Consider the following 18,288-nt stretch of genomic DNA (forward strand, 5'->3'; position numbering starts at 1 on the left):
AGCATGTCACTTTCATGAGAGGGGCCACAATGTGCACCTTCTCATGCTTTCTACTGCACGACCCCACAACGCTCCAGCGCGGCACCGCCCATTCTCACGGATATTTCTGACGCTCCGTATACATCAATGTCAGCCGGTGACCGACACCGTCCGCAGGTCGAACGGACCGCCGGTGATCGGTGGGCTCATCCGGTCCAATCCCGACACCCGGTTGCTGTGAAGATACTGCGTCGGGATCGCACAGACGTACAGCTCCAGCGCGTTCTCGGACGCAGCGCGTGACGCCGCAGTCAGTGCAGCCACCCGCGTCTCCCCCGCCAGCGTGGCGTCCATCGGAGCTTCGAGGACAGGCGCTACGCCTTCCGGCAACGGTCCCGGGTACAGGAAATCCAGATAAGTGTCGTGCATGGTGACAGCGGGATCCGCCGCACCCGGATGCGTGTACTGGAATCCACTTGCGTTACCCTCGCGCCACTCCACGACACCTTGCCCCAATTCGCGCGGCTGCAGGTTCAACTCGACGCCGACTTGGCGTAGTTGTTCCTGGATCGCGATGGCGACACCCTCGCTGGTCCGTGCGCCGGCCACCGTGAGGACGTCGAGCCGCACCGGATGTCCGTCATCGAAGCCGGCCTCGGCGAGGAGTCGCTTCGCCTTCTCCGGGTCGTGTCGGTACCGGTCGGTGCTCTCTTCGTCGTACCCGAGCACCCCCTCCTGCAGAGGCTGGGACGTGGGGATGCACTGGTTGTTCAACAGTCCGCTCGACAGGGCTTCGCGGTCGATCGCCAGATTCATCGCCCGGCGCACCCGGATGTCGCCCAGCGCCGGGTCATCGAGATTGAAATACATTGAATACCAAGCGCTGCGGTCGGTGTCGGTGAGTCCGAACTGCCCGGAATCCGCCAACCGGCGCGCGTCGGGGTACTGCGTCACCTTCGTCAAGGCGACATCGACCTGGCCGCTGCGCAACGCATTGAGTCGCGCTTGATCATCGACGAGGCCAACGATCTCGACGGTCGCCATATTCTGCGCTTGCGGATCCCAGTATTCGTCGAACCGCGTATAGCTCGCCCGGTCACCAACACGAAGTTCGCCGATGCGGTAGGGACCCGAACCGAAGGTTTCGCGACTGAGATCTCGCTCCCCCGCGATCGGATCGATGATCGCGCCTGCCAAGGTCGACAGCTGGTACAGCAGTTCCGACGCAGGTCGGTTCAAGCGCATGGCCACCGTGCGAGGATCGGGAGTGTCCACCGACTCGATCGAACCTAGAGCCTTCTTCACCGTCGACGCGGGTAGCGCCCTGGCGCGGTCGATGCTCCATTTCACCGCTTCGGCATCGATCGGTTCACCGCTGTGGAACGTCGCCTCGCGCAGATGGAACGTCAATTCCATACCGTCCGGAGTGAACTCCCACGATTCTGCGAGCATGGGTACGAGTTCGGTCCCGCTGTCGGTCCTCTCAACACCGATAAGCCTGTCGTACACCGGGCTCAGATACGGGTACGCACCGATGATCGACGGAGTGAGGTGTGGGTCCATCATGGGCGGCGGAAGGATCCAGCCTACGGACAGCCCGGCGGAACGGTCTGCCTCGCCGGTACCTTCAGGCGTCGACGCAGCCCCTCCCCCGCTACCGCATGCAGCAGTGAGCAGCATTGCTACTGCACACCATGCCGCAGCACGAACACTATTGGAAAACACTTCGCTCCTAGTCATCGTTCACGACGTCACGCCGGCGTACCGGACGTCGAAGACGCTGGTGAAGTCAGCATGGCCGAGCGAGTCCATACCCACTGTGTCGGACGTGTAGGCAATCATCGTCGGTGATCCGCACAGAAAGACGCTGTACGCCTGTTCTGCAGCCATTCCCGATGCTGACTCGTACAACTCGGTGCGCTCTCCGTCCGGCAACGATGGGTCCAACGACTGCATCACAATGTCGGTAAACTCCGATGACGGCGGGGTAGGGAACCGGAAGTCGGCCAAGTAGTTCGTCAGGAGTGTCTGACCGGGAGTCGGCGCCGATAGGAAAATGTTCAGCAGTCCATAGTCGCCGGTTCGAAATGTTGCCTGCGCGTCCACAGCCGGGATAGGAACCAGCTGAGCATCAAAGCCGACGTCATGCAATTGCGCCTGTATGGCGGTCGCCATCTCCTGTTGCGGCGATGCACTGGCAACGTGAATGATACGAACTTGCAGATTGTCCGGCGCCCCCGCTTCCTTCAGCAATTGCCGCGCACGATCCGGGTCGTACGTATACAGGCCGGCCGCATCGTCGTTGTGGCCGTCGACGCCCGCGGGAAGCGGTTGGGTCAGCGGCGGACACCTGCCGTTCAGTAGAGCACTGTTGATGGACTCGCGATCGATCGCGTAGTTCAGAGCTTGACGCACCCTCGGATCCTCGAGCCCCGGGGTACCGATGTCGAGGTACAGCACATAGGACTGGACAATCGGATATTCGTGGAGTTCGAATCCCGGCTGAGTAATCACCGATTGCATTTCGTCGTACTGATCCGGATCCACCTTGATCGCGTCGACCTGCCCCGACCGGAAGGCGTTGAGCCGAGAGTTATCGTCGGGTAGACCGATCAATTCCAATCGGGCCGGCTTCTGCGCGTCCGGGTCCCAGTACCCCTCGTGGCGCACATAGGTGATCCGATCGCCTGGCCGCACCTGGTCGAACTCGTATGGACCCGAGCCTGCACTCTCCCGGGAGATGTCCAGTCCGTTCGCTATCGCTTCCACATCGATGATCGCCGACTCCGTAGTCGCGAGAACTGACAGTAAGTCCAACGCAGGGCGATTCGTTGTGATGCGCACAGTACGTTCGTCGACTGCGTCCACTGACGCCACCATCTCGAACCGGCCGGCAACTCTCGACTGCTGCGGATCTCTCGCGCGCTCGAGGCTTCCGACAACCGCATCTGCGTCGACGGGGTTACCCGAATGGAAGGCCGCGTCGGTTCTGAGCCGGAAATCCACCGAGCGTCCGTCCTCCGCGAATGTCCATTGCTCCGCCAGCATCGGAACGACCTCCGGGCCTGATACCACCTGGGTGAGACGGTCGTAGACGGGCGACAGGAACGGATAGTCGACCGTGTAGTTGCCCGATTGGTGCGGATCCAGATTATTCGGCACAACGTTGCCCGCCACGCGCAACGTTCCCTCACGGTTGAGATCCTGGGAACCAACCTCCTCTCGAGTAGATGGACCACACGCTGCTACCAAGAGCATGGCAGCAATCAGAGCGGCAAGGATCGGAGCACCAAGTTCCCCAGCGCTGGATCGTGCCATGGGAGCGAAAAACGGCATGTGCGTATACCTCCGAGAGCGGAACAGATACGACAGAAGGAGTGTCCGGCCGCGTTTCCGCGGCCGCACAACCATCGAGTGTCTGTCAGGAAGTGATCCCCATATACCGGGTGTCGACGATGCCGACAAAGTCGGCCTGGCCACCTTCGTCCGCACCGACAACCTTGTCAGTGAACGCGACCTGAGTCGGAATGCCGCAAATGAACAGGTCGTAGGCTTCTTCGGACGCGATCGTCGAGGCCGTGGAATACAGCTCGGTCCGCTCCTGGTCTTCGATGTTCGGATCGAACGACTTCTCGACCGCCTCCCTGAACTCCTGCGACGGGGCTGTCGGGAATCGGAGTTCGGTCAAGTAGTTCGTCTGCAGCGTCTGAGCCGGGGTCGGGAAGGCGAGCCGTGGGTTAAGCAGCGCGTAGCCGCCCTCACCCATGCGGATCTGTGCATCGGCAGCAGGAAGAGGCATGATCTCGACTTTCACGCCGACTTCGGCGAGCTGTGCCTGGATGGCCGTCGCCATCTCTTGCTGAGGCGACAGACCCGACACCGTGATCAATCGGAGCGTGACATTGTCCGCGCCGGCTTCTTCGAGCAGCTGACGAGCCGCCGCCGGATCGTAGGAGTATGTCCCCTGCAAGGATTCGTTATGGCCGTCGATACCTTCAGGAATCGGCTGATACACAGGCTGACACTGGCCTTGCAACAGGGCTGCGTTGATGCCGTCTCGGTCGATCGCGTAGTTCAGCGCTTGGCGAACCCTGGGATCCTGCAGTTCCGGTTGCCCGATATCGATCTGGACCGCGTAGAACTGTGCGACAGGGTAGGTATGCATGTCGAACTGTGCCTGGGCGAGCAAAGGTTGCAGGTCATCGGTCTGGCCCGCCTTGGCGAGCATCACATCAAGCTGCCCGCTTCGGAAGGCATTCAAACGCGCATTATCGTCGGTCATTCCAATAATCTCAAGCGTCTCATTTTTTTGCGCTTCTGGATCCCAGTACCCGTCATACCGCTTGTACACGATGCGGTCTCCACGCCGGATTTGCTCGGGAACGTATGGGCCCGAACCTGCCATCTCGACTGAGAGATCGACATTATTGTCCAGCGCAGCGGGATTGATGATCGCGGCAGTCGTGCTTGCAAGCACCGCGGGAAGATCCACCGCAGGCCTATTGGCAACAACCCTGACGGTGCGTTCGTCCACAGCCTGGACATCGGTGACCATCGCTAACGTGTTCGCAGATTTCGCCTGCTGCGGATCGCGCGCGCGGTTCAGGCTCTTGACCACAGCAGCAGCGTCCACAGGTGTGCCGTCGTGGAAGGTGGCATCCGTGCGCAAGGTGAAATCGACAGAGGTCCCGTCCTGGGAGAACGCCCACGACTCCGCCAGCATCGGATCAACCTCGGGTCCGGATACCACGACAGTCAGCCGATCGTATACAGGCGCAAGATAGTTGAAATCGACTTGATAGTTGCCGGATTGGTGCGGGTCAAGATTTCCGGGTGCCAGCGTCCACGCCATCCGCAGAGTTGCATTGCGATCGACCTCACCCGCCGAGGCACCAGAAGCGGCCTCACCACCCCCACCACACGCGGTAACGGCCACGGCCAAAGTCAACGCGCCTGCAAGCGCTCTCAGACTGGTAGACAATCCTTTTCGGACCCTCATTCCACATGTCTTTCTCTCGGTGAAACAGAATGGTGTAAAGAAGCGCTATCCCCCGGATTCAGAGCACCTGTTGTTCAAGAGAGCTCCGATCGACCGCACTGCAACAACCGTAGTGATCGCAATCACATTACGCAATAGGCGTAACCAAATTACCCTCACGATCACAAAGTCGCCCGTGGTTGAACCGGCCCCCCGGATCAACCACGGGCGATATGATCAGCAGTTCAGTGGCTGTAACGCCACCGACGAAGCTACGTGCGCATCTTCGGATTCAGGTACCCGTACGACATGTCAACGAGCAGGTTGCAGACGAGTACGACGATCGCACTCACAATCACCACTCCCTGCACCATCGGCAAGTCCCGTTGGATCACGGCGGTATAGCCAAGCATCCCCAGTCCAGAAATCGCGAACACGAACTCGACAGTTACTGCACCGCCGAGGATCCGACCCATCTGCAAGCCAAGTACCGTTACGATCGATACCGCCGAATTCTTCATCGTGTGCTTCCACAACACCGACTGCTCACTCAGCCCCTTGGCCCGAGCGGTCCTGACGTAATCCTTCGACAGTGTGTCGACGATCGACCCCCTTGTCTGACGGGCCATTTCGGCCGCCGATACCGCTGCGAGTGCCAGGCTCGGCAAAATCAGATGGCGCGCCCACTCGACGAACCCACCGTCTGCCAACGACACGTACCCGGTGGCAGGCAACCATGCCCGGGTGATCGCGAACATGATCACCAGAACCAGTCCGAGCACAAATGGCGGCACCGACATCAGCAGGGACGCCAGGGTCGTGACGAAGCGGTCGACGAGTGACCCCTGCCGCACAGCCGCCCACACTCCCAAGGGAATACCGATGATGATGGTCAGCACGATTGCCCACAGCGCCAGGGACGCAGTCGGCCAGATCCGCTCCATCAGCGCCTCGGTCACGGGCTGGCCACTGTAGAGGGACGTACCGAGATCGCCGGTTACCGCGTTCAGCACCCAGTCCACGTACCGCATGATCATCGGTGAGTCCAGGTTGAGGTTCTCACGAACCATTGCGATCTGCTCCGGACTCGCGCCCTCGCCGGCGATACGCGCAGCAGGGTCCGTACCTCGATTCGCCAGTTCGAGCAGGACGAACGACAGAAAGGCCACGAGCAAGAGCAACGGTATCGCTGCAAAGATGCGACTGACTACGAGTTTCAACACGACCGGACTCCTCGAGATTGGGAAGGTATGTCAGGCGCCGGTTTTGCCGACGTACCTAAGATCGACGACGCCGATGAAGTCGGCCTGACCTGCAGTATCGAGACCCACGACGCTGTCTTGGTAAGCGACGAGAGTCGGTAGTGCACAGATGAAGACATCGTATGCGTCTTCGGATGCCGTCGCGGACGCGGCACTCACGAGCTTATCTCGCGCTTCCGCGTCCAGATTCGGATCGAGCGCCTGCTCGACAGCCTCTCGAAACTCCTGAGACGGCGGCGTCGGATAGCGCAGCGGGGTCATGTAATTATTGAGAAGCGTTTGCACCGGCGTCGGGTAGGTCAAGCGCGTATGGAGCAGACCGACGCCGCCTCCGGCAAATTCACGCTGTGCATCGGACTGGATGACGGGTTTGATGTTCATGGTCACGCCTACATCCGCCAATTGCGACTGCACAGCGATGGCCATTTCCTGCTGCGGGGATATGCCCGTGACGGAGATGACGTCGAGGGAAAGACCGTCAGGCACACCGGCTTCATCCAGGAGCTCCCGTGCCCGATCGGGATCGTACGAGTATCGATCGGCACTACCAGGATCGCTCCCCTGCAGCCCGGCGCTGATCGGCTGGCTCGTCGGTCCGCACAGGCCGTTCGTCAATGCGACATCGATGTTCTCACGGTCGATCGCATAGTTGAGCGCCTGACGAATCCGGGGATCTTCGAATCCTGGCGTTCCGAGGTCCAGTTGGATTGCGTAGAACTGGGTAACGTCGAACGTGTGCATGAGATAGTTCGGCTGCCGTGTGATCGCCTCGAGGTCGTCTACCTGACCCGCCTTTGCGAGGATGGCGTCGACCTGACCTCCCCGAAAGGCATTGAGCCGGGCATTGTCATCGGTCAACCCGATAACTTCGACCGACGCAGCCTTCTGCGCCTCGGGATCCCAGTATCCGTCATAACGCTTGTAGGTAACGCGATCGCCGAGTCGGATCTGATCGAACTGATATGCCCCGGATCCGGCGTTCTCGATGCTCAGCGTTGAATCCGGGCCAAAGAACTTCGGATTCATCACTGCCGCTTCGGTTGTCGAGAGTATGGCAGGAAGGTCGGCTGCCGGCCGATTCGTCCGGACCACGACGGTGTGTGCATCCACCTTCTCGACAGATTCGATCATGGTGAATGCTCTGGCGACACGTGCCTGATGCTCGTCGCGGGCACGATTGAGGCTCGCAACCACCGCGTCTGAATCGACGGGTGACCCGTCGTGAAAAGTTGCGTCCGTCCGCAATCGAAAAGTTGTCTCGCGACCGTCCGGTGACGGCTCCCACGACTCGGCCAACAACGGTGCTACCTCCGCACCGTCCACCATCTGCGTGAGCCGATCGAACACAAGCGACAAGTAGGTGAAGTCGAGTTGATAGTTGCCGGACTGATGTGGGTCCAGATTCTTCGGCGGAACAGTCCACGCAAAACTGAGGGACCCAGTGGGGTCGATGACACCGGTGGATCTGGCTGCTGTGGAACTACCTCCGCCACTGCCACATGCAGAGAGTAGAAGAACTGCAGAGGTTGCAGCGGCCACGGCAGCAGTACGGGGTCGCATTCGACTGCGAGCCGAGCTCGGTGCACCGTTGATCATGTTTCATTCGCTTTCGATTCATAATGCTCGTAATGCGCACGGCACACTCCGCCGTACAGATGGATCAGCAGAGTCAGGAACTCGGTGTGACGACCGTCTTGCTGCGAGACGCTCGTCGACGAGGATTCATGACCGGCATCGCAGACAAGAGTTCCTTGGTGTAGGTCTCTCGTGGGTCGTCGAAAATCTGCTCGGTAGGGCCTGATTCGACAATCTCACCACGACGCATCACGGTCACGTCGTGAGCGAACATCTTAACCAGAGCGAGGTCGTGAGAGATGAATACATAGCTTATCTGGCGCTCGGACTGAAGGTCCTGCAGGAGGTTCAGAACCTGGGCTTGGATGGATACATCGAGAGCCGCGACCGGTTCGTCACACACAATCAGCTCAGGCTCGGTTGCGAGCGCGCGCGCGATCGCGATGCGCTGCAATTGGCCACCGGAGAACTCGTGCGGATACTTCTCGATCTGGTCCTTGCGCAGACCGACTCGTTCGAGCAGTTCCGCCACCTTGCGCTCACGTCCGCCACGGTCGAGCGAGGTGTGTAGGACTAGCGGTTCAGCAACCGACTCGCCGATCAGCATACGTGGATCCAGCGAATTGAAAGGGTCCTGGAAGATCATGGTTGCTCGGCGACGGAGCTTCCGCGCCTGTGCTGCAGACATTTCCAGGATGCTGTCGCCGAACAGGCGTATCGATCCTTCGTCGGGCACAGCTAGCCGCAACACCATGCGTCCGACGGTGGACTTGCCTGCGCCGGATTCACCGACAATGGCTCGGGTACGGCCTTTTTCCAAGGTGAACGACACATCTTTGACGGCATGTGTCCGTTCCGCGGGCAAGCCGAAAACATTGCGCTTCTTGACGAAGGACTTCATCAGTCCATCAACCTCGAGGATCGGACTCATTGCGCGATTCCTTCCAGACTCAACTCGTCGGCGCGGACACACCGCACCATGTGGTCACCGGGCCCACCGAGTGCAACCAGGCCCTGGTCACACCTACCTTGCTGTGCGTAACTGCAACGCGGATGGAATCGGCACCCGCTCGGCCAATCCCACGGAGCAGGCACAGTTCCGGGAATTGCATGCAGCCGTTCGGCACGAATCTGCGCATCGGGTGTAGATGCTAAGAGTCCCTCGGTATACGGGTGCTTCGGATCGTAGAACAGCCCTTCCGCATCAGTCATCTCCATCACCTGGCCGCCGTAGAGCACCGCGACACGATCGCAGGTCTCGGCTACCACTCCCAGATCGTGGGTGATGAACAGGACGCCGAGTCCCATCCGGTCCTGAAGCTCGGTAAGGAGAGCGAGAACCTGTGCCTGCACAGTGACGTCGAGCGCGGTAGTCGGTTCGTCTGCGATCAGGACTACGGGTTCACATGCCAATGCCATCGCAAGCATGACACGCTGGCACATACCGCCGCTGAACTGGTGAGGATAGTCGCCTGCACGCTTGTCCGGTTCCGGGATACCCACCAGGTCCAGCATCTCGACCGCTCGTGCCCACGCCTCCTTGCGGGAGGAGTCAGTACGATGCCTCCGGACGACCTCGGCGATCTGATCGCCCACGGTGAACGCAGGATTGAGGCACCGACGAGGTTCCTGGAAAATCATCCCGATCGACAGGCCACGCAGTCGGTTCACTTCGCGTGCGGGCAGACCGATCAATTCCTGACCTGCAAGCTTGACTGAACCCGTGACCTTCACCCGAGGACCGGTGAGCAGTCCCATCACTGCGAGCGAGGTAACGGTCTTACCTGAACCCGATTCTCCCACCAGCCCCAATGTTTCCCCGCGATTTAGCGTGAGATTCACATTGTCGACAACCCTGGACCAACCGTGGGGGGTGTTGAAGTCGACACAAAGATCTCGTACCTCGAGGACAGTCTCCCCGAGTCCGAAGTTCTCCGCGGCTTCTTCTGTGGTGTCGAGCAGGGCGGTGTTGCCTGTAACTTTCGTCTGGTCAGCCATTGGCTCCACGTCCTTCGAAGGCGTCCCGCATGCCGTCGCCGAAGGTCGACAGCGCCAGGACGGTCAGTACGATCGCCACTGTCGGCACGATCATGAAACTCGGCGAGACGCTGACGTTCTGGAATGCATCCTGCAGCATGGAGCCCCAACTTGCCTGCGGCGACTCAACGCCGAGTCCAAGAAAGCTCAGGCTCGCTTCGACGATGATGATGATGCCAGCGCCGAAGGTGACCTGAATCATCAGTGCGGAACTGGCGTTAGGCAGCACGTGCCGCCAGAGGAGCCGGAAGTTCGAGCACCCCACGCTGCGGCATGCCTCGATATAGGACTCTCCGCTCACCGCTTGCGCTTCGGATCGAGAGATTCGGAACAGTCGAGGCGCAAGGAGCATACCGACCGCGATCATCGCGTTGGTCAGACCAGGCCCGAGTACGCCAACGACCGCCAGTGCCAGGATCAGCGGAGGCAGCGCGAGCAAGGCCTCAGCAATGCGGCTGAGAACCGCATCGACCGGACCGCCGACGAGTCCTGCCAGCAAGCCCAGCGGAATGCCGACAACGGCAGCGAGCGCCATCGCTTGCACAATAGCCAGGACCACGACCTGCGTTGCATCGATCAGGCGGCTGTATACGTCCCGCCCGTAGCCGTCGGTTCCGAGCCAGTGTTCTCCGCTAGGGCCTTGCAGCCGATCTCCCAGAGCCTGCGCGTTGGGATCGTGCGTCATCAGTAGTGAGCCGAAGACTGCTACGAGGACCAGCAGAACCAGGAAGGCCAGCGACACCATCGCGGCCCGGTTCGTACGAAGCGCACGCCACTTGCGGCCGCCGCGGAAGCGCTTGCCGCGCGGCTCCTTCACCGCAACCGGTGGTGGTGCCGTACCTGCGGGGATTGGTTCGGATATCGACATTTCCGGTCTCCTGAGTAGAGCGATGCGCCGGGGCGCGAGAATTCGACTTCGGTTTCGTCACGCCTCGCGGCGAAGCAGCATGCAACCGGCTTCCGGTCCCCCACCGATGCCGACTGCTGCAATCTCGACGTCTTTGGGAATCTGCCGATCGCCGGCTTCGCCCCACAGCTGCACACAGGCTTCGTGGAGGAATCCGTATCCGTGGAGACGTCCGGCGGAAAGCTGACCACCGTGCGGGTTGATCGGTAGTTCGCCGTCCAGGCGGTAGTGCTCGTCGTTGTCCAGGAGCTGCCCGACCTTGCCGTGTTCGCAGAACCCGAGTGCCTCGATCCATTGCGTGCACAGGTAGCTGAACCCGTCGTAAAGCGTCGCGAAATCCACGTCGTTCGGGGCAAGAGACGTGGAATCCCACATCGCCTGTGCGGAGTCATGTGCTGCCATCGTGGTCAGGTCGGCGCGCTGGTCCCAGGAATGACGTTCGTACAGAGCCGAGCCGGCAGCCTCGATGTGTAGCGGTGTGTTCGCCAACCCCGAAGCCGCTTCCTTCCGCGACACGATGATCGCAGTCGCGCCGTCACACGGCACGTCGCAGTCATACAGGCCGAGCGGCCACGATACGAGGCGAGCATCGAGGTAGTCGTCCATCGTCATCTCGTCCCGGTAGATCGCGTTCGGATTGAGACCCGCATTGCGTCGGGCATTGATAACGAGTTTGCCGATCTGTTCACGCGTCAGGCCGAAGTCGTGCATGTAACGCTGGGCGTACATTCCGATCCAGTTCGCCGGCGAGGCGGCGCCGAACGGCAGACGGAACTCGGAATGCCCTCCGGCACGTGTCGACTTTGCTGTCAGGGCTGCAGCACGTCCGGAGGCCTGTGCAGTGGCTTCCCACACCGAGCGGAAACACAGCACGTGAGTGGCACGGCCGGTCGCTACTGCTGCGGCGGCATCCAGGAGTGTTCCGGCCTGGCCTGAGGTTTCCACCCCGCTGACATGCCACCGAGTCTTCAGCCCGAATGCATCGCGAACGTCGTGGGTAGTGGCTCCGACGAAGCCACCTTCCGCGTGCACGGGTCCGGGATAGCTTGCGACGCCGTCGATGTCGTCGAACGAGAGGCCGGCGTGAGCGACCGCACGCTCGGCTGCTTCCAGTGCGAGATCGATTCCGGTACGGCCGATCCGTCGGCCGATCTCAGACTGTCCTACACCCGTGATCACGGCACGGTCGTCGACGAAGGTCATGCGGTCACCGGCCTGAAGAAGGGAAGCGCCACATCTTCCTGTTTGTCGAAGACGACCTCGACCTGCATTCCGACCTCGACGTCGTCGACATCGACGTCGACCAGACATGTGGTCAGCCGTATGTCCGGTTGCTCCTCGAGTTCGACTGCAGCGATGACGTACGGCGGTGGGAAGGCAGGGAGCCAGGGGTGATGGTTCACGGTGAATGCCGCGACCGTTGCCCGGCCCGAAGCGACGTCGGGACCGACGTCTCGACTCCGGCACCGCCAGCATGCCCCTACGGGCGGATGGAACCAATCATTACAGGAACGGCATCGATAGATGCGCAATTCGTTGTCGAATCCCCCGGTCCAGAAGTCCCGCGACTCCGCGGTGACCTCCGGCAGGATCCGTCCCGCTGTTGTGGACATCGAGTTCCTCCAAGAACGTCACGGTGCGATCGGCTCGCCTGAATAGTTCGTTCCGCGCCACCACAAGCAGTGATACGGGTCACGCTTGCGGGAACACTAACATCTGATGGTGGTGTCACGAAATAGGCAATGGCTGAACCGTCCAGCGCGGAGGCACTGAGAGCCCGCCGGATACAGGCGCTTCCCAATCGGACCATCCGGACGGAACGTAACGCCCGTCAATGAGGTCAGCTACTTGGCCAACCACCTCGATTCTCGCCGATAAAGCGTCTTAACCTGCATCGAGTTCGTTCGGCCCACTGATTCGTGCGTGTCCATGTCGAGTCGGCAGGAAATCTTCTCGAGTCAGGCGCCTCACCAACCGCAGGAAGCCTTGCATCTCCACGACAAGGCCCGGCCCGATAGCCGAATCGAGCAGTCCCTGCAGGATCACTCTGACAGTGATGTTCGATATGGGCCGCGAGGGCCCGCGTTTGCGGAGCGAATTCTCCCGCCCTGCCGGGACCAGCCTGCCGAACCGCCCACCGCGGAGAGCGGCCATAGGCGCTCGAAGAAGAGCCTTGTGATAGCCGCCACACAGCTGCGATAATTTTATGTACACTGAGTCAGATTTCAGCGCCCCTCTCTTTCATGGTGTAGGAACGCCGGCCGGACCAATCGATCCCGCACCGCACCCACGCCATGACAGTCGAACCCCAGAAAGGACCCATGTCGTGGTCGGTGTGATGAGTGGAATCAGAGTCGTCGAGGTGGCTGCTTGGACGTACGTCCCGGTGGCTGGCGCCATCCTCACCGAATGGGGTGCCGACGTTCTCAAGATCGAGCATCCCGAGTCGGGCGATCCACAGCGTGGCCTGGTGACCTCGGGCCTGGTTCCCGCGGGAGCGGTCAATCACATGTTCGAGCTTCCGAATCGCGGTAAGCGCAGTGTCGCACTGGATCTCAAGTCCAAGGAAGGGCGTGAACTGCTTATGAAACTTGTGGAGACAGCAGACGTCTTCCTCACGAACTTCCGCCCCTCCGCGCGCAAGAAGCTCGGTATCGACGTCGAGGACGTCCGTGCCCACAATGACAAGATCATCTATGTCCGCGGGTCGGCAGCGGGACAGGCAGGCCCCGAAGCCGAGCGTGGAGGCTACGATATGTCCTCGTTCTGGTCACGCAGCGGCGCGGCCGACAACGTCAGCCCCGAGTCACTCGGATACCCAGTCAACATGCCTGGTCCCGCCTTCGGAGACGTGCTAGGCGGACTCACCATCGCAGGCGCGATCTCATCCGCACTGTTCCACCGCGAGCGAACCGGCGAGGCCACGGTCGTCGACAGTTCTTTGCTGGCGCTCGGCGCCTGGGCAATGGGGCCGACGATCGCCGGTGCGCACGCGTTCAACCTCGATGGATACCCGAAGAAGACGCCCGACCAGGCAGCGAATCCCTTGGTCAACACTTACGGGACCAAGGACGGACGCCACATCAGCATCGTGATGCTCGAATCGGATCGATTCTGGCCCGAACTGATGACGGTGCTCGAGAGCCCCGAGCTGATCACGGATCCGCGTTTCGACAGTCACGCCAAACGCGCCGAGAACAACGTCGAATGCGTGGCCGCAATCGGCGCCGGCTTCGCAAAGAAGACGCTCGAGGAATGGAAGATTGCGCTCAAGGACATCAACGGAGTGTGGGCCCCGGTCCAGCGCCCGCGCGAAGTGGTCACCGATCCCCAGGTCGAAGCGAATTCGTACATCGCCGATCTCGACGACTCCGCCGGCACTGCCTTCAAGCTGGTGTCTGCACCGGTGCAGTTCAATGAGCAGCCGGGTGACGTCCGGCGAGCGCCGGACCATGGTGAGCACACCGATGAGGTTCTCCAGGAGCTCGGTTTGACGATGGACGAGATCCTCGAATACAAGATCAGCGGAGCAGTTCTCTGATCTCCGGACTTCGGTGACCCTGGTTGAGGGCCCCCGCGCATCGCGCGGGGGCCCTCAACCACATCGCTATGCTTTCGAAAGGCAGCCATGAGCATCCGACAGGAGCGTTCTGCCACCTGCGCCGACAGCGTCGATTCCGCTGAGATGACTCGGCGTCGCATGCTCACGGCCATGGTGGGGACGTTGCTCGGACTCGTCCTCTCCGCACTCGCCTCCACGACAATCCTCACGTCGCTTCCCGTGATGATGAACGAGCTCGGCGCAGGGCAGACCGCCTACACCTGGGTCATCACAGCGAATCTGCTCACCACTACCGTGAGCTTGGCGATCTGGGGCAAGTTGTGCGATTTGTTCTCGCACACCCGACTGATGTTTGCCGCGATCGGATTGTTCATCGCGGCGTCACTGTGTGCTGGACTCTCCCCCACTGCCGAAGCCCTGATCGGATTCCGTGCGGTGCAAGGAATCGGCGCAGGCGGACTCATCTCGGTGGGCAGTGTGCTGCTCGCCGATCTGGTCAGTCCGCGAGAACGCGGCAAGTATGCCGGGGTTGTCGGTGGAGTAATCGGCGTCGGCACTATGGGCGGGCCGGTCTTGGGTGGATTGATCACCGATGCCTTGGGCTGGAGGTGGAACTTCTATCTCGGAATACCGTTCGCCGTCGCATCGGTGATTCTCCTGCATCGAACGCTCGACTTGCCTTCCCCTCGCGGATCAGCACGGATCGACTGGGCCGGAGCCGTTCTCGTCACTGCGAGCGCGGGTTTGGTCATGACATGGGTGTCCGTCGCAGGTGACATGTTTCCGTGGTGGTCATGGCAATCCGTCGCGATGGTGACGACGTCGCTCGGGTGTGCGATTGCGACGATCGTCGTCGAGCGCAAGGTTGCCGAACCACTCATACCGCTCGGACTCTTCACCGATCCGACGATTTCGCGGGTTGTGATCACGAGCGTCTCACTCGGAGTGACGATGCTGTCAGTACCTGCATTCATGAGCCAGTATTTTCAGATTGCACGTGGCATGAGTCCCTCTGCGTCCGGCAGCATGATTCTGGCGATGTCGGCGTCGACATTCATTGCGTCCACAGTGGTCGGTCAGGTGATCAGCCGTACCGGCCGTTGGAAGCCGTGGGTGATTCTGGGCACCGCCTTTCTGCTGTCGGCGACAGTCGGCCTCGCCACCCTGACGAGCACCACGCCACTTGCACTGGTGGGTGGTTATCTTGCCGGAGTAGGTGTCGCCGTTGGCACGCTCATGTCGAATATGCAGATCCTTGCTCAGAACAGCGCTCCTCCGGACAAACTCGGCGCTGCCACGGCACTGCCGGCATTTTTCCGCCAACTCGCGGGGACGCTCGCGATCGGTGTTCTCGGCGCCGTGATCGCCACTCGTGTCTCCAAGACGTCGGGAGCCGCCGGCTCCACCGGAGATACGGTGCCCGATGTCTCAAAGCTGTCCGGACCTGTCCGCGACGCAGTTCAGACCCTGTATGCCGACATCATCGGAGACCTATTCCTCTGGTGTGTTCCGCTGGCAGCGGTCGCATTCCTGGCGACTGTGCTGTTGCCGAACCGACCGCTCCGCACGAACACTGCTGTCCAGCAGAGAGCAGAGTCGCTGTTGTCGGAATGAACCGCGTCTCGGTCTCTGCACACAGCATCGGGTCGGGCTGCCCGATGCTGGCGCCATAGTCTGGTGATCACTCTTCTGGCGTCGATGTCACTTGAATGTTGCTGTGATCCCACCGACGACGGCACCCAGCTGGTCGGGCGTACTGCCGTGCAGGACCAACTCGTCGGCACCTGCCTCACGATAGCGATCGAATGTCGCATGACACGCTGCCGGGGATCCGAGCGCGGCAGCCCCGGTGATCCACTCGGACGGCAGTGCAGACGACGCCTCGACGAGCTGGTCGCGGGTACGGACCGAGTCGGCTGCACCTTTGAGGCCGACGAGATGCGGGTGGCTCCGTAGCACGTCGAGTGCCGCTGGATCCCACTCGTTGACCCGCGCAAGCTGCTCCCCGAAACCCGGTATCTGGTAATAGGTCACTGCTCGCCCACCGACGACCGCAGCCTCTTCTCTCGGCTCGAGGCCGGAAGCCACCACGACGGTCGCATAGATCCGCACATCTGCTGGGTTCCGTCCGGCCTGCTCCGCAGCAGCACGAACGGTCGCGGCCGAGCGGCGCACCGCCTGGGGGGTCAGGAAAGGATGGAGTAGCACACCGTCGAAATGCCTCCCTGCCAGAGCAAGCCCCTTCGGGCCGAGAGCTGCAAAGACCAATGGAGGTACCGGCACATCGGGAACATCGTTGAGCCGCAGGGAGGGGAACCTGCCGGCAGGACCGTCGTATTTGACCTTCTCGCCGCGGCAGAGGCGACGGAAGATCTCGACGGAGTCCACGATCGAGCTGTTGGTTGCCCTCGGCAGCCCCACCGCATCCCACATCGCATCGACTGATCGTCCGACACCGAGGACGATCCGCCCGCCGGTGAGCGCCTGGGCGGTCATCGCCATCGACGCCAGCATCGCGGGGTGGCGTGATTGAAGGTGGGTCACCCCGGCGGCGATGTTGATCCGGGTCGTCACCTGACCGAATGCGCCTGCCAGAACGCCGAAGTCTTTCGTACCCCATCGTTCACTCAGCCAGAGAGTATTCAACCCGAGTCGCTCGGCCTCGACCACCTGCGCGATACCCGGCTTCGGATCCGGAACGCGACCCGGTAGCGCGTACGCGCCCAGCGCGAGGGACGGGCGGCATTCCGACGCGACAGCGGATGGACTGGATTTTTGATCACTCATGGTCGTATTCTGACAGTAATGGTCATAAATAGGAATCCGATTCCTTCCCCATGTGGAGCGCCTCGGTCTCCGCAGAACGAGAAGAGGTAGCCGATGGCACCGGCCGCAACACAGCTACACCGCGACGTCCACCTCGGCGACACCTTGCGAAAGTGGCTTCCCAGCAAGCTGGTCCCGAAGCCGCACAGCAACTTCGACATCCACGATCTCGATGCTCCTGATGCCGGATTCTCCGGTCAGACAGTGCTGTTCACCGCCAGCTGGACCGCCGACGACGGCACACAAGTCTCCCGCGAACTCGTGCTACGCATGCAGTCGGCCGACCATCAGCTGTTCACCGAACCCGACGCGCTGCGACAGGCCGAGGTCATGCGGGCGCTCGGTGTCCACCCCGGCGTCGTCACTCCCTCCATCGTGCTCACCGAGGCGGATCCGTCAATTCTCGGGGCACCCTTCTATTTGATGACACGTGTCCATGGCCGGGTGCCCTCGGACATTCCCAGCTGGCACAAGAGAGGCTGGACCGTCGAGCTCGACGCAGACCAACGTCGACGGATGTACGACAACGCACTCCGCGCCCTTGTTGCGGTCCATGCTGTGGACGACGAACAGACCCTCGCCGTCCTACGTGCGCCTGCGCAGCAGCCGGACGCCACGGCGCTGCAACAGTATCTGGCCCGTCTACGCGACTGGTACGAAGTGCGGAGCTCCGAACTCGTCGTCGGCAAGAACGTACTGGCCGAGGCGTGGACCGTCCTGTCGTCGTCCGTTCCCGACACCGACGCGGAAACAGTGGTGTGGGGCGATGCCCGAGTCGGCAATATGGCCTTCACCGACGATCTGGACGTTGCCGCCCTCTTCGACTGGGAGACCGCGAGCACAGGCCCCGCGGAGATCGACCTCGGGTGGTGGCTGATGTTCGAACGATTCCTGTGCGAATCCCTTGGGTTCACGCGTATGGACGGCGTACCCGACGACGAGGCCATCGTTCGCCGCTACCAGGAACTCGGCGGCCGCATCGACGCGGACTTGCGCTACTACACAATTCTCGCAGCGTTCGTCTTCAGTCTGATCACCAACCGGCTCGCCCTCCTTCTCGTCGAGGGCGGCCTCGACGAGAAGACGGCACACAGCTACCCGGAGACCGCGGTGGCACTTGTCAGGCACTATCTCGACGAGTCCACCTCATGAAGGAGAAATC

General features: G+C 61.4%; 14 protein-coding genes. 3 read left to right on the top strand and 11 right to left on the bottom strand.

All coding sequences use genetic code 11. The features are described 5' to 3' along the window. Positions 1–129 precede the first annotated feature (129 nt). The 10 genes from Q7514_RS17025 to Q7514_RS17070 all read right to left on the bottom strand — a co-directional run bounded on the left by Q7514_RS17025 (position 130) and on the right by Q7514_RS17070 (position 12,351). The gene (locus Q7514_RS17025; RefSeq protein WP_330134460.1) at positions 130–1,545 is read right to left on the bottom strand and encodes an ABC transporter substrate-binding protein; all 1,416 of its coding nucleotides are present in this window, start codon (positions 1,543–1,545) and stop codon (positions 130–132) included. 177 nt (positions 1,546–1,722) lie between these two features. Beyond that, complete coding sequence (locus Q7514_RS17030) at positions 1,723–3,156, bottom strand: ABC transporter substrate-binding protein (RefSeq protein ID WP_330134461.1); 1,434 nt, start codon at positions 3,154–3,156, stop codon at positions 1,723–1,725. A 244-nt stretch (positions 3,157–3,400) separates the two neighbouring features. Further along, entirely contained in the window at positions 3,401–4,915 is a 1,515-nt protein-coding gene (locus Q7514_RS17035) for an ABC transporter substrate-binding protein (protein ID WP_330134462.1), read from the bottom strand. A gap of 314 nt (positions 4,916–5,229) precedes the next feature. Then, entirely contained in the window at positions 5,230–6,180 is a 951-nt protein-coding gene (locus tag Q7514_RS17040) for an ABC transporter permease (RefSeq protein ID WP_330134463.1), read from the bottom strand. A gap of 30 nt (positions 6,181–6,210) precedes the next feature. Then, entirely contained in the window at positions 6,211–7,815 is a 1,605-nt protein-coding gene (locus tag Q7514_RS17045) for an ABC transporter substrate-binding protein (RefSeq protein ID WP_330134464.1), read from the bottom strand. A gap of 73 nt (positions 7,816–7,888) precedes the next feature. After that, on the bottom strand, positions 7,889–8,767 hold the full coding sequence (locus Q7514_RS17050) for an ATP-binding cassette domain-containing protein (protein WP_330134465.1): 879 nt from the start codon (positions 8,765–8,767) through the stop codon (positions 7,889–7,891). Continuing rightward, positions 8,722–9,792 carry an ABC transporter ATP-binding protein gene (locus Q7514_RS17055; RefSeq protein ID WP_330134466.1) on the bottom strand — a complete coding sequence of 357 codons (1,071 nt, stop codon included), beginning with the start codon at positions 9,790–9,792 and terminating at the stop codon, positions 8,722–8,724. The genes Q7514_RS17050 and Q7514_RS17055 overlap by 46 nt, the downstream gene beginning before the upstream one ends. Further along, positions 9,785–10,699, bottom strand: a complete 915-nt coding sequence (locus tag Q7514_RS17060; RefSeq protein WP_330134467.1) for an ABC transporter permease — start codon at positions 10,697–10,699, stop codon at positions 9,785–9,787. Before Q7514_RS17060 ends, Q7514_RS17055 begins: the two co-directional genes overlap by 8 nt. A gap of 57 nt (positions 10,700–10,756) precedes the next feature. Next, positions 10,757–11,941, bottom strand: coding sequence for a thiolase family protein (locus tag Q7514_RS17065; protein ID WP_330134468.1), 1,185 nt, complete (start codon positions 11,939–11,941; stop codon positions 10,757–10,759). Then, a complete protein-coding gene (locus tag Q7514_RS17070) occupies positions 11,938–12,351 on the bottom strand; it encodes a Zn-ribbon domain-containing OB-fold protein (RefSeq protein WP_330134469.1) in 414 nt (137 codons plus the stop codon). Before Q7514_RS17070 ends, Q7514_RS17065 begins: the two co-directional genes overlap by 4 nt. A gap of 725 nt (positions 12,352–13,076) precedes the next feature. Between Q7514_RS17070 and Q7514_RS17075 the strand changes: the two genes are divergently transcribed. Together Q7514_RS17075 and Q7514_RS17080 are read left to right on the top strand one after the other, a co-directional pair. Then, complete coding sequence (locus Q7514_RS17075) at positions 13,077–14,279, top strand: CaiB/BaiF CoA transferase family protein (RefSeq protein ID WP_330134470.1); 1,203 nt, start codon at positions 13,077–13,079, stop codon at positions 14,277–14,279. 87 nt (positions 14,280–14,366) lie between these two features. After that, positions 14,367–15,914 carry an MFS transporter gene (locus Q7514_RS17080; RefSeq protein ID WP_330134471.1) on the top strand — a complete coding sequence of 516 codons (1,548 nt, stop codon included), beginning with the start codon at positions 14,367–14,369 and terminating at the stop codon, positions 15,912–15,914. A gap of 87 nt (positions 15,915–16,001) precedes the next feature. Here Q7514_RS17080 and Q7514_RS17085 read toward each other — a convergent pair whose 3' ends face one another. Further along, positions 16,002–17,087, bottom strand: a complete 1,086-nt coding sequence (locus tag Q7514_RS17085; protein ID WP_330134472.1) for a TIGR03857 family LLM class F420-dependent oxidoreductase — start codon at positions 17,085–17,087, stop codon at positions 16,002–16,004. A gap of 93 nt (positions 17,088–17,180) precedes the next feature. On the opposite strand from Q7514_RS17085, the gene Q7514_RS17090 reads away from it, so the two are divergent. After that, a complete protein-coding gene (locus tag Q7514_RS17090; protein ID WP_330134473.1) occupies positions 17,181–18,278 on the top strand; it encodes a phosphotransferase family protein in 1,098 nt (365 codons plus the stop codon). The last annotated feature ends 10 nt before the right edge of the window (positions 18,279–18,288 follow it).

It is taken from the genome of Rhodococcus artemisiae, from assembly GCF_036327795.1.
Taxonomy (GTDB): domain Bacteria; phylum Actinomycetota; class Actinomycetes; order Mycobacteriales; family Mycobacteriaceae; genus Rhodococcus; species Rhodococcus artemisiae.

Bases quoted from the DNA above. Each gene is read 5' to 3' on its own strand.
- Q7514_RS17025 (WP_330134460.1), bottom strand. From the start codon at position 1,545: ATGATGGACCCACACCTCACTCCGTCGATCATCGGTGCGTACCCGTAT.
- Q7514_RS17065 (WP_330134468.1), bottom strand. From the start codon at position 11,941: ATGACCTTCGTCGACGACCGTGCCGTGATCACGGGTGTAGGACAGTCT.
- Q7514_RS17045 (WP_330134464.1), bottom strand. From the start codon at position 7,815: ATGATCAACGGTGCACCGAGCTCGGCTCGCAGTCGAATGCGACCCCGT.
- Q7514_RS17055 (WP_330134466.1), bottom strand. From the start codon at position 9,792: ATGGCTGACCAGACGAAAGTTACAGGCAACACCGCCCTGCTCGACACC.
- Q7514_RS17075 (WP_330134470.1), top strand. From the start codon at position 13,077: ATGAGTGGAATCAGAGTCGTCGAGGTGGCTGCTTGGACGTACGTCCCG.
- Q7514_RS17070 (WP_330134469.1), bottom strand. From the start codon at position 12,351: ATGTCCACAACAGCGGGACGGATCCTGCCGGAGGTCACCGCGGAGTCG.
- Q7514_RS17085 (WP_330134472.1), bottom strand. From the start codon at position 17,087: ATGAGTGATCAAAAATCCAGTCCATCCGCTGTCGCGTCGGAATGCCGC.
- Q7514_RS17060 (WP_330134467.1), bottom strand. From the start codon at position 10,699: ATGTCGATATCCGAACCAATCCCCGCAGGTACGGCACCACCACCGGTT.
- Q7514_RS17080 (WP_330134471.1), top strand. From the start codon at position 14,367: ATGAGCATCCGACAGGAGCGTTCTGCCACCTGCGCCGACAGCGTCGAT.
- Q7514_RS17090 (WP_330134473.1), top strand. From the start codon at position 17,181: ATGGCACCGGCCGCAACACAGCTACACCGCGACGTCCACCTCGGCGAC.